The following is an 11,045-nucleotide window of genomic DNA, read 5'->3' on the forward strand; positions in this document are numbered from 1 at the left end:
CAGGAATCACCATGTAATCTCTTGCGCTACATTTTGAAGTGCGGAATGTGGGTTAGTAATATTCTTACTACAAACTCGATACTAAAAATATTTGTACAAGATGTTTAATATATATCCTTAGACAGATAAAATTATTTTTCTGTGTTTTCTAAACACTTCTTTAGGTAGTTTGACTGGTTTGACTAAAAAACTAATATAGTCCTTAGATTGAATGATTAAAAACAGATTAATTAAAGGAGTACATAAATTATGGCTGATGAAGCTTATAAAAAAGGAGCAGATACATCTGACCGCGTTCGCGAAAATAAATACGATCCACATATTGTCCCTGCTGAAACTGCTGCACGTCAAGAAAGAGAAGGAAACTTATTCAAAACAAAACCTACAGAAGAAAGAGAAGCCAGTGCGTCTACAGATGATCAAACTCATCCTGATGAAAGTATACGTACCACAGATGGCTACACTGTAGATAAAGAAGGTTTATTAAATAATTACGCTGTTGAACCAGAAATGTACTACGACGTACCAGGTGATGCGCGTCAAGAAGCAAAAGAAGATACAGCAGAACGTGTTGAAGAATTAACCGAAATTAACGAAGATAAGCAAGGCGAATTAACAATGGAAGCTGACAAGCGGGGTAAAGGTCCTGGTGCAATTTAGTTTTTTTAGTGTTGCTAAGTTGGGAATTTAATTTTCAGGAAGGTAATAGCGATGATTGAGAATTTTCTCACTCATCGCTTTTTATTGGAGTCAAATAGTAAATGGTTGAATTTGGCGATCGCACCAGTGACGCTGATAACGTTCGACAACCAAAGGACGAACAAAAAATTTGGGAGGACAACCATCCTTGACATCGATACGTAAACACGAATATGGTCGGTGTTTTTGGGAACCCTTTCCTGTGCGACCTACAAATAAATGCGATCGCGCTACTAATTTTTGATCTTCTAATAAATCTGTTCCCTCAGTCCGTTGGCGTCGCAAACTGTAACCACTACCACCACAAACAATCCAGTTGATATTACTGTCAGCGTGACCTGTATCGACTGTTTGTAGATGTTCTAAACAGTGAGCGTGACCGTTCAATACCAAATTTACTAAAGGACGATCATCAGCCAGAGAACCAATCTCTGCTGCTACCCCATTGAGTACATCACGCAGGCGATCGCGCACAGCCAAAGTTTGTCCCTGATTCCATTTAGTTGCTTCAGTAACGTAGGGAGGATGATGAAAATAAATTACTCTTCCTCGCACTTCTTTGGTGTACCAAGATTCTATTAATCGCTGCTTTAGCCAATCTAGCTGTTCAGTATCTACTACTGTTTTGTGGTCAGCAGCAAGTTGCTTGTCGATATCAACAACAATTTCTTCTATTTGTGACAATTTTGCTCGCAAATCATCCAGTTGTTCAGCCTCACTAGGATCATTAGGATCTAGTTGGTTTGAAGCTTCCATAATTTCCTGCTTTTGTTGTTCCATCTCAACACGACGCTTTTCCAAAATTTGGCGATCAATTTTTCCTTGTTGTGTTGCTGGCAGTGGTGATGGATCGTTGAATGTATTAGAATCTAAAGCAAAGAAATCTATGCCAGAATAGCGGAAAGTGTAGTAACGATTGGGTAAACGGGTAAAAATTCCCGGTTTATAATGCAGACATCGGCCAGTATCAGTTTTAGCTGTGTAGTGTGTATCTAAATGACGCGCCAAATCTGGTGGGAGCATGAAAGCTTTTAAATAATCCAGAAAGGCTTGTGCATAAGCATCACCTTGTCTGGAACCATGCCAACCAACATCCAAATCCAACTTACTACCGAGAATCTTACGTAAAGGTAATGTAGCTAAAGAGATTAATCCATACACAAGCGGCAAATCATAATAATCGTGATTTCCTGGTACGGGTAAAATGGGAAACTCAAAAATCATCTGGTCGTAAGCAATACCCTGGGGTTGCTCACCTCCACAGATAAACTCCCGGTAAGGTTCAATAAAGTTTTTTTGGTAGTACTCGCTTGACCCTACTAAATAAATCACATCGCCAGTATGTAGCATAAAGCGGCATTCCTGACGATGGGGAAGCATTAATTCTGCAACTTGGCGTTGGGGATTGTATGTATAATGTGACCCGGAACCACTATCACCCACCACTAAAAATGAAAATTCTGGTTCCTCGGCTTGATCGTCATTTAATACTAGCCGAGTTTGATCTATGCTACGTTGCACAACCAACGGATCTTGCCACTTTACCCGTTGGTTCATTTTACGAATTTTATCAGCGATCGCTGGTTCAGATACAAATTTCATAATTATATATATAGTCAATCGTTCAGAGTAAATTGTCCAAAGTCAAATGACAAATGACCAATAACCATTGATCACTAACTTACTTAATTTTGGTTTATTAATAAAAAGGCTAAAAGCCTACCGACTAACAGTAGTATATTGAATACAGACTTTATTTTAAAGGAAAATTTAGATGCGGATTGCTGATGATATTACAGAATTGGTGGGAAGAACTCCTTTAGTTCGGTTAAATAAAATTCCCCAAAATTCGGGAGCAGTAGCTCAGATTGTGGTGAAGTTAGAAAGTATGAATCCAGCTGCATCTGTGAAAGATAGAATTGGGGTGAGTATGGTGGAAGCTGCTTCCGCAGCTGGCTGGATCAAACCAGGAGAAAATGTTTTAGTTGAGCCGACTTCTGGGAATACGGGTATTGCTTTGGCGATGGTGGCAGCTGCTAAGGGCTATGATTTAATTTTGACTATGCCTGACACCATGAGTAAAGAAAGACAAGCTATGCTGAGAGCTTATGGTGCAAAACTGGTGTTAACACCAGGAGTAGAAGGGATGCGGGGTGCGATCGCTCGGGCTGAACAGATAGTGGGACAAACACCTAATGCTCGGATGTTACAGCAATTTCGCAATCCTGCCAATCCCAAGGTGCATCGAGAAACCACAGCCGAAGAAATTTGGCAAGATACTGATGGACAGGTAGATATTGTGGTAGCAGGAGTTGGAACTGGTGGAACAATCACTGGTGTAGCGGAAGTAATCAAACAACGTAAACCAAGTTTTCAAGCGATCGCAGTGGAACCAGCTAACAGTCCTGTATTAACTGGAGGTCTACCTGGCCCGCATAAAATTCAAGGTATCGGTGCTGGATTTGTTCCAGATATTTACCGTTCAGACTTAGTGGATGAAGTGATTCAAGTCACAGATGAGCAATCGATTTCCTATGGTCGTCGTTTAGCAAGAGAAGAAGGCTTATTATCAGGTATTTCTGCTGGTGCAGCTTTGTATGCAGCGATTCAAGTGGCGAAGCGTCCAGAAAATGAAGACAAATTAATTGTGATGATTCAGCCTAGTTTCGGTGAGCGCTATTTGAGTACATCCCTTTTCCAAGAACCACAAGAAACTGAGTGGTTACAGAAAGTGTAATTACTGACAATGAGGAACAAGCTAGAAAGTAAATAAATCTATTGAGATAATAATGCTCATCGTAAAGTAGGGGAAGAGGCGAGCATTGCTTTCCGCTTTCACTACTTTTTTGGTAACTGTGTGGAAGTGCGCGCCGTATATCTATAAGCACTTCTCACCCACCTTGAAACGGTAGTCATAATAATTAAGCGATCGCTCCACCTTTTCCCTTATACTGATATTGTAAGAACGATCGCACACTTCACTTACAAGAAAGGCAGAGGGTCGAGGGCAGAAGGCAGAAGGTTGGGAGTGTCAATTAAAACTTTAGTTCTGGGTCTAAAGCCCAGTCAAAATCAATAATTATACTGAGACTGCTTGCAGCGAGGTATAAAACATCCTTGTTTCAATCCCACTCTTTTAAGGGTGGGTTGCCTTCTGCCTTCTGCCTCCTGCCTTCTGCCTTCTGCCTCCTGCCTTCTGCCTTCTGAATGCGTCCAAGGTATTGGAAGTCAAGTGGTCAAATAATTTGGTTATCGACAATAAATGGACGTAACTGGATTCGAACCAGTGACCTCTACGATGTCAACGTAGCGCTCTAACCAACTGAGCTATACGTCCGCACTTTTGCGAGTATAACATAAATTTTTTACTCAAAGCAAGTTTTGCAGAGAATTTAGGTAATTCCAAAAAATAAATTATCTAAATTTTTTTACTCAAGGCGATTTCTTCCCCCTTGTCCTAAAACTGAGGACTGACGAGATTCGTTACAATAAGAGTATCTATCTTTTGAAATGTTTTTATTTTGATTGCCACAATCCTCTATTTGGGTATCAAGTGATTATGCGCCAAAAAGTCTTAGCCTGGTTAGCTGAGAATGTTCCAAATTCGCGGATTAACCACATTCTCAGGGTAGAACAAATGGCTGTGGAGTTAGCTGAAAACTATAATCTGGATCGAGAAAAAGCTGCCACGGCTGGGCTAATGCATGATTTGGCAAAATATTTTCAACCTCAAAAACTTTTGCAGATGGCAGAGGTTGCAGGGTTAGAAATAGACGAGGTTTTGGTAGCATCACCACATCTGTTACATGCAGATGTGAGTGCGATCGTTGCCAAAGACACTTTTAGTGTACAAGATGAAGAAATATTACAAGCGATCGCCAATCACACTTTGGGTAGACCAGGCATGGGTCAACTCTCTTGTATCGTATTTTTAGCAGATACTCTGGAACCAGGGCGGGGTGACTCTGCTCAATTAGAAGCTTTAAGAAAAACAAGTTTTGAGAATCTCGAACGGGCTGTTTGGCTAACCTGCGATTACACTTTCAAATTTTTGTTAGAAACCCCTAGTCTGATTCATCCGCGGGCGATCGCCACTCGCAATTGGTTTATGCAAAAGTCAAGGACTAAACAGGCAATTCTGTCAACAACTGTATAGACTCTCGTTTTTTTGTTAGTATTCAAAAAAACCAGCTCGTGTACAGTTGCAATTAAATGCTCATTTGTCAGTAGTTGTAAAAATTGTCAAGACACAAAAAAGCAGCTGAGGTTTAATGTCTGATTATTTCCAAGCCAACTTTCCATTCAAATCACTTACTGTTCAAAAAGGTCTAGCAGGATCTACACGGATTGATAGCAACGATAGCAGTGCAAATGTAGTCGCAACCATTGCTGAAGCAGCATCAGACCGGAAAGCAGATGAGATCTTAGTACTCAAAGTAACAGATGTATCTTATCTAGCAGACTACTTTGCATTTATGACTGGCTATTCCAGAGTACAGGTCAGAGCGATCGCTCAAGCAATTGAAGACCAAGTACAACAAGAATGGCAACGATCTCCCCTACGAGTAGAAGGGAAATCTGAAGGAAGTTGGGTAGTGCTAGATTACGGCGATATGATCGTCCATATTATGATGCCAAAAGAGCGTGAATTTTATAATTTAGAAGCATTTTGGGGTCATGCAGAACGTGTCGAGTTTCCAACATCCGACGATGGTGGGGGTAAATCAACATGATCAAGTCTTCAATCTCCAACTGCCCAGTTCCTACTGAGCAACAACCACTCAACGAATATGAAGAGTTAAAATCTTCTTGGTTGTTTAGCGATTGCGCCTTAAACTGGGGTGACTACATCACAAAAATAGCCTGGGTCTGGGGATTATCTTGGCTAGTAGCAGCACCAGTAGCAGCAGCAAGCTTTACTCCACATAAGTATACGATGCAGTTTATTCTCTCTGGTGCTGCGGGAGGAAGTATCGGCGTAGTACTGGCACTGCTACGCTTATACTTAGGCTGGTCTTATGTACGCGATCGCCTTACCAGTCCAATCATTTTTTATGAAGAATCCGGCTGGTACGACGGCCAAACGTGGACAAAACCGCCGGAAATATTAAACCGCGATCGCTTGATTGTTAGCTATGAAATTAAACCAATCATCAAACGGTTACAAATTACCTTTGCTGGCTTGGCTGTGTCCTTCGTTGTTGGTACGATAGTTTGGCACTTAGTTTAAATAGTCGTTTGTCATTGGTCATTGGTAATTTACTTTGGATAGATGACAAAGGACTAATGACTAATGACACATAACAAAATCACCATAGATAACTACCCATGACAATGGGAAAACGAACCCAAGCTGCCACATTAGAAGTTAGATTACTGCGCGAAGGCATCATAGAATCAAAGCATATAGTCCAAGCTGTCGTATGCGACGAACGGGGACGAGTGCTGTCGGTTGCTGGGAATGCTGAAACCGCCACTTTTGTCCGTTCAGCCCTCAAACCATTTCAGGCTCTAGCTGTCACTACCACAGGGACGCTAGAACGTTATAATTTGAGCGATCGCGACTTAGCAATCATCATTAGTTCCCACAAAGGCACGATTCAGCAAGTCAGGCAAGTATTTAATATTCTCTGGCGGGCTGATATTGATCCTTCAGCTTTACAGTGTCCAACTCCAGAAGGCAAGCGTAGTCCCCTAGAATACAATTGCTCTGGTAAACATGCTGGAATGCTAGCCGTATGCCAGCAGTGTAATTGGTCTTTAAACAACTACTTGCAGCGCAAACACCCTGTACAGCAGCTGATTATTACCAAAGTAGCAGAATTGCTAAAAATGCCAGCTGAAGAATTTATCAGTGCTCATGATGACTGCGGCGCCCCCACATATCTTATGCAACTCGCGCAAATGGGGTACTTGTATGCTCAACTAGCTTCTCGCAGTAATTTGGATATGGAGCGGATAGTCCGAGCCATGACTCACCACCCCGCGATGGTAGCAGGAAATGGAGAATTTGACACCGAACTGATGCGTTTAACTCCAGGAGAGCTGATAAGTAAAGCTGGTGCCGAAGGAGTGCAATGTGTTAGTAGACTCGGTGAAGGGATGGGACTGGCAATTAAAGTCATAGATGGAGCCAAGCGAGCAAAATATGCTGCTGCGATTCACTTGCTTCAGCAGATGGGCTGGATTAGTCCTAGTGTTGCCCAAGCCTTATCAGAAAAATTTATGAACCTGGGTAAATACAAGCGTTTAGAAGTAATTGGAGAATTATCTTTTTTGTAGTTGCACATTTTCAAAATATAGTGTTATATTAGGGAAGACGAAGCGACGCGGGATAGAGCAGCCTGGTAGCTCGTCGGGCTCATAACCCGAAGGTCAGTGGTTCAAATCCACTTCCCGCCACCAAATAAGAACCCCTACAATATGTAAAAATTGTAGGGGTTTTAGTTTATCAGAATGGCAGTTGGTACGTCGTGCTGATGGCTATTACGCTCAATTTGCAATTGATGTTGATCTAATTCTAGCCTGCGGGAACGCCTGATGGCGAACGGGAAGCCGCCCTACGGGCGTCTATGTCTGTATAGCCCCAGACTTCCAGTCTGCGGAGATTTTAAACATTTGGGATGCTCCCCTAACAAACAACTATTTACCAATTACCTATGTTGCTGTCTTCCCAAATTTCCAGTTCTAATTCTTGAAGATAATTCAGCCCACTATCAATTTGTTCAGGTGTTCCTTGTAACTCTAGGTCAAACCAACCATCACCCATTGCATTAGCTCCGAGAATAGCAGCAGAGATATTCACTGTGAGACAGTGGTCAGAAACTAAATGAGATATAACAGGTTCCTGACGATAATCTTTGGGAATTCTGACGCGAATTCGTTTACTGGTGAAGGTATTGTGAGAAACCATATTTGAATTCTCCTATTCTACTTTTGATTAATCAGTCATTGATCCTTGGTTATTAGTCATTAGTTTTTTTCTAAAAAATGACAAATAACAAATAACAAATGACTAATGACCCTTTGTTGATTTGATTCCTGTTTTCCGTTCTAAAATTCCCTTCAACACCAAAGTTACAACTGCTAGCAGCGCTAGGATTACAGCAGCTGAATAGGCTGCTTCTGTTTCATACTGTTTGTAAGCATCCTCTACAAATAGAGGTAAACTCTGGGTTTTACCAGCGATGTTTCCAGAGACTACCGAAACCGCGCCGAATTCACCCATTGCTCTGGCGTTGGTCAAAATTAAGCCGTAAAGCAAACCCCAACGGATATTGGGTAGTGTCACACGCCAGAATGTTTGCCATCTGTTTGCACCTAAAGTTTGTGCAGCTTCTTCTTGATCACTTCCTAATTCCTCTAGCACTGGAATTACTTCACGTGCTACAAAAGGCATACTGACAAAAGCTGTAGCCAGCAACATCCCAGGAAAAGCAAAAATAATTTTGATTCCATGTTCTTGCAACCAGTCCCCAAACCACCCATTTCGTCCGTAAAGTAGTACAAGCATTAAACCAGCGACGACGGGCGAAATTGAAAAGGGTAGGTCTATGATACTCAAAATTAAAGTGCGACCAGGAAATTTGTGACGAGCGATCGCCCAAGCTGCACACAAACCAAATATGGTATTTACTGGTACAGCGATTAAAGCCAATAATACTGTCAATTTGGCTGCACTCAGAAAATTTGATTCTGTCAGATTAGAAAGAAATGGCCCAGCTCCATTTCTGAATGCTTGGTAAAAAACGTTGACAGCAGGAATATATAGCATCAATGCTAAATATCCCAGCGCCACCCCAATTAGTATGACAGGAACAAAATTCCTTGTTTTGGTTGGCTTTTGTTTATTAGGGTTAGCTTCTGTTGTATGAAAATGAGGTTGTGGAAAAGAGGTTTCTTCATTTTGTGTCATATCTTCTTGCCCAACTTTGTAAGAAATTAATTGCTAGCAATATCAGCAAAGAAATCATTAGTAGCACCACGCCAATTACCGTTGCACCGGAATAGTCATACTGCTCTAAACGTTGGAATATCAATACAGGTGCAATCAAATCTTTAAAGGGAGTGTTGGAAGATATGATCACCGTCGAGCCGTATTCGCCAACAGCACGGGAGAAACCCAAAGCTACACCTGTCAAAATTGTGGGAAATAAGGGTGGTAAAATCACTTTCCAGAAAGTCTGCCATTGGGATGCACCCAAAGACCAAGCAGCTTCTTCGATTTCTTTCTCCATTTCCTGAAGTACAGGTTGCACAGTTCGTACTATAAAAGGCAGGGAGATAAAAATCATCGCCACTGCTACACCCAAACTAGTAAAAGAAATCTTGATCCCAAAGGGGACAAACAGCGAACCAATCCAACCATTATCACTGTAGACTGTAGCTAGTGTTAAACCTGCTACTGCCGTTGGCAATGCAAAGGGTAAATCCACGGTGGCATCAATAAATCTTTTGCCTGGAAAATCATAACGAACTAAGACCCAAGCAATTAAAGTACCAAAAACACCATTGAGCAAAGCTGTCAGCAAAGCTGTTAAAAAAGTTACAGTATAAGCTGACAAGGCAATGGGACTAGTAGCAATTTGCCAAAACTCAGCCGGAGATTTAGTCGCTGCTTTCAAAAACATGGCAGCGATCGGGATAATTAACATCACTGTTAGATATCCCAAGGTAATTCGCCATGTCCAAGGAAGATGGAAAAATTGATCCAAAAACTTCTTCCATTCTGGAGTCTTATTTCTAGCTTTTTGTTGAGGTGGTGATGAAGGAGAGGATACGGTCATGGGGATTGGGGATTCTTCAGAGGAGACGCACTCGCGTTCGGGGATTGGGGAAAGGGGACAAGGAGGACATAGGGACTTATCAGTTATCAGTTATCAAATTAAACTGTTAACTGATTCATGCCCCATGCTCCTTGACTAACGCTTGATATTGGATTGAATTTGGTCAAAAACTGCTCCATCTGCAAAAAATTTCTTTTGCACTTGGGCCCATCCACCGTAGTCTTGAACATTTCCCAGATTATTGACTTTTGTATATTTATCGGCAAGCGCTTTGAGTTCTTTGTTTTGGGCTACTGCTTCGTCTAGAGGTCGGAATCCCAATTTTGCAAATTCTTGTTGTGCTTCTGGAGTGAAGAGATATTCAACAAAAGCTTCTGCTACTTCACGAGTACCGTGCTTATCAACGTTCTTATCTACTACTGCTATTGGGTTGTCGATGGAGATATTCACATCTGGAACCACATAATCAATTTTTTGACCCTTCTGTTGTGCCAGAATTACTTCGTTTTCGTAGTTGATTAAGGCATCTCCTTGACCTTGTTTGACAAAAGCATCAGTAGCTTCACGGGCATCTTTTGTTAATATTGGTACATTGCTGTAGATTTTGGTAACAAAATCGAGGGCTTTTTCTTCTCCTGCACCTGTTTTAATGGCTGAGTTCCACAGGGCGAGAAAATTCCAACGGGCAATACCCGATGTTTTAGGATCAGCAGTAATGACTTTAATATCACCTTTCTCCAAGTCTGCCCAAGTTTTGATATTCTTGGGATTACCTGAGCGAGTGATGAGGGCAGCAACAGTCTTAGAGGCGATCGCATTATTTGGGACTTCTTTTTCCCATCCAGGTTCAATCAGTCCGGCTTTCTCAATTTTTTGAGTGTCTAAACCAAGCGCCAGGTGAACTACATCTGCTTCCAAACCATCGATCACTGCACGAGTTTGGGAACCAGAACCGCCATAGCTTTGCCTAAAGGTAACGTTTTGGTTATGCTCTTGCTTCCATTTTTCTACGAACTTAGGAATAATAACATCGTGAGCAGCTTTGGTAACGGCAAAGGAAACGAGAGTTACTTCGACATCTTGCTTGTTGTTGGCGGCTGAAACAGGACTAGCTGTTGTGGAGTTACCAGCAGTATTGTTGCCATTACTGCCAGCAGAACAGGATGCGATCGCCACACTTAGACTCACCCCAACCAAAGCAAGTGATAGAAAACCTTTAATTGATTTAACTCTCACCCCACCAATGATTTTTAATAAGGTTTGTCTTGATTTTGTCATAACACGCTGCCACGAATTCATTCGATTTACCCCGTTTACATAAAATCTACTATTAGTCGGTCGGCTTATAGTAATTTTGGCTATTTGTGAGTAATATTACATGCGTGCTGCTCAAAAATCAAGAGATTAACTACGCATTATTGGTGGGGAAGGGGATTGGGGTTGGGGATTGGGGTTTTAAATTAGAATCTTCGAGTTCACGACGAGAAATTTCTGGGTTGAAACTGGAATCTTCGAGTTCACGACGAGAAATTTCTGGGTTGAAACTGGAATCTTCGAGTT

11 protein-coding genes and 2 tRNA genes are annotated in these 11,045 nt (G+C 41.6%); 7 read left to right on the top strand and 6 right to left on the bottom strand.

Features of this window, described 5'->3' with window-relative positions:
* Nucleotides 1-249: 249 nt before the first annotated feature.
* Nucleotides 250-660: a hypothetical protein gene (locus tag AC5JMK_RS17200; RefSeq protein ID WP_096674347.1), complete on the top strand. Its 411-nt coding sequence runs from the start codon at nt 250-252 to the stop codon at nt 658-660.
* Between the two features lie 90 nt (nt 661-750).
* Here AC5JMK_RS17200 and AC5JMK_RS17205 read toward each other — a convergent pair whose 3' ends face one another.
* Entirely contained in the window at nt 751-2,301 is a 1,551-nt protein-coding gene (locus tag AC5JMK_RS17205; protein ID WP_096674345.1) for a metallophosphoesterase family protein, read from the bottom strand.
* Between the two features lie 172 nt (nt 2,302-2,473).
* Here AC5JMK_RS17205 and cysK point away from each other — a divergent pair, with 172 nt between their 5' ends.
* The gene (gene cysK, locus AC5JMK_RS17210; RefSeq protein ID WP_096674343.1) at nt 2,474-3,436 is read left to right on the top strand and encodes a cysteine synthase A; all 963 of its coding nucleotides are present in this window, start codon (nt 2,474-2,476) and stop codon (nt 3,434-3,436) included.
* Nucleotides 3,437-3,962: 526 nt separating this feature from the next.
* Here cysK and AC5JMK_RS17215 read toward each other — a convergent pair.
* Nucleotides 3,963-4,036 (bottom strand) — tRNA-Val (locus AC5JMK_RS17215).
* A 222-nt stretch (nt 4,037-4,258) separates the two neighbouring features.
* On the opposite strand from AC5JMK_RS17215, the gene yqeK reads away from it, so the two are divergent.
* The 5 genes from yqeK to AC5JMK_RS17240 all read left to right on the top strand — a co-directional run bounded on the left by yqeK (nt 4,259) and on the right by AC5JMK_RS17240 (nt 7,104).
* Nucleotides 4,259-4,855 carry a bis(5'-nucleosyl)-tetraphosphatase (symmetrical) YqeK gene (gene yqeK / locus AC5JMK_RS17220; protein ID WP_096674341.1) on the top strand — a complete coding sequence of 199 codons (597 nt, stop codon included), beginning with the start codon at nt 4,259-4,261 and terminating at the stop codon, nt 4,853-4,855.
* A 115-nt stretch (nt 4,856-4,970) separates the two neighbouring features.
* Complete coding sequence (gene rsfS / locus AC5JMK_RS17225) at nt 4,971-5,432, top strand: ribosome silencing factor (protein ID WP_096674339.1); 462 nt, start codon at nt 4,971-4,973, stop codon at nt 5,430-5,432.
* On the top strand, nt 5,429-5,929 hold the full coding sequence (locus AC5JMK_RS17230) for a CGLD27 family protein (protein WP_096674337.1): 501 nt from the start codon (nt 5,429-5,431) through the stop codon (nt 5,927-5,929). Before rsfS ends, AC5JMK_RS17230 begins: the two co-directional genes overlap by 4 nt.
* A gap of 98 nt (nt 5,930-6,027) precedes the next feature.
* Complete coding sequence (locus AC5JMK_RS17235) at nt 6,028-6,981, top strand: asparaginase (RefSeq protein ID WP_495910651.1); 954 nt, start codon at nt 6,028-6,030, stop codon at nt 6,979-6,981.
* Nucleotides 6,982-7,027: 46 nt separating this feature from the next.
* Nucleotides 7,028-7,104: transfer RNA gene (locus AC5JMK_RS17240), tRNA-Met, on the top strand.
* A gap of 241 nt (nt 7,105-7,345) precedes the next feature.
* Here AC5JMK_RS17240 and AC5JMK_RS17245 read toward each other — a convergent pair.
* From AC5JMK_RS17245 to AC5JMK_RS17260, 4 genes are all read right to left on the bottom strand, one after another.
* The gene (locus AC5JMK_RS17245; protein ID WP_096674333.1) at nt 7,346-7,612 is read right to left on the bottom strand and encodes an NIL domain-containing protein; all 267 of its coding nucleotides are present in this window, start codon (nt 7,610-7,612) and stop codon (nt 7,346-7,348) included.
* Between the two features lie 102 nt (nt 7,613-7,714).
* On the bottom strand, nt 7,715-8,614 hold the full coding sequence (gene cysW / locus AC5JMK_RS17250) for a sulfate ABC transporter permease subunit CysW (protein ID WP_495910652.1): 900 nt from the start codon (nt 8,612-8,614) through the stop codon (nt 7,715-7,717).
* Nucleotides 8,601-9,485 carry a sulfate ABC transporter permease subunit CysT gene (cysT, locus tag AC5JMK_RS17255; protein ID WP_096674329.1) on the bottom strand — a complete coding sequence of 295 codons (885 nt, stop codon included), beginning with the start codon at nt 9,483-9,485 and terminating at the stop codon, nt 8,601-8,603. The genes cysW and cysT overlap by 14 nt, the downstream gene beginning before the upstream one ends.
* 135 nt (nt 9,486-9,620) lie before the next feature.
* Nucleotides 9,621-10,784: a sulfate ABC transporter substrate-binding protein gene (locus AC5JMK_RS17260; protein WP_495910653.1), complete on the bottom strand. Its 1,164-nt coding sequence runs from the start codon at nt 10,782-10,784 to the stop codon at nt 9,621-9,623.
* Nucleotides 10,785-11,045 lie beyond the last annotated feature (261 nt).

Source organism: Pelatocladus sp., from assembly GCF_059505505.1.

Bases quoted from the DNA above. Each gene is read 5' to 3' on its own strand.
- AC5JMK_RS17200 (WP_096674347.1), top strand. From the start codon at position 250: ATGGCTGATGAAGCTTATAAAAAAGGAGCAGATACATCTGACCGCGTT.
- AC5JMK_RS17205 (WP_096674345.1), bottom strand. From the start codon at position 2,301: ATGAAATTTGTATCTGAACCAGCGATCGCTGATAAAATTCGTAAAATG.
- cysK (WP_096674343.1), top strand. From the start codon at position 2,474: ATGCGGATTGCTGATGATATTACAGAATTGGTGGGAAGAACTCCTTTA.
- yqeK (WP_096674341.1), top strand. From the start codon at position 4,259: ATGCGCCAAAAAGTCTTAGCCTGGTTAGCTGAGAATGTTCCAAATTCG.
- rsfS (WP_096674339.1), top strand. From the start codon at position 4,971: ATGTCTGATTATTTCCAAGCCAACTTTCCATTCAAATCACTTACTGTT.
- AC5JMK_RS17230 (WP_096674337.1), top strand. From the start codon at position 5,429: ATGATCAAGTCTTCAATCTCCAACTGCCCAGTTCCTACTGAGCAACAA.
- AC5JMK_RS17235 (WP_495910651.1), top strand. From the start codon at position 6,028: ATGACAATGGGAAAACGAACCCAAGCTGCCACATTAGAAGTTAGATTA.
- AC5JMK_RS17245 (WP_096674333.1), bottom strand. From the start codon at position 7,612: ATGGTTTCTCACAATACCTTCACCAGTAAACGAATTCGCGTCAGAATT.
- cysW (WP_495910652.1), bottom strand. From the start codon at position 8,614: ATGACACAAAATGAAGAAACCTCTTTTCCACAACCTCATTTTCATACA.
- cysT (WP_096674329.1), bottom strand. From the start codon at position 9,485: ATGACCGTATCCTCTCCTTCATCACCACCTCAACAAAAAGCTAGAAAT.
- AC5JMK_RS17260 (WP_495910653.1), bottom strand. From the start codon at position 10,784: ATGAATTCGTGGCAGCGTGTTATGACAAAATCAAGACAAACCTTATTA.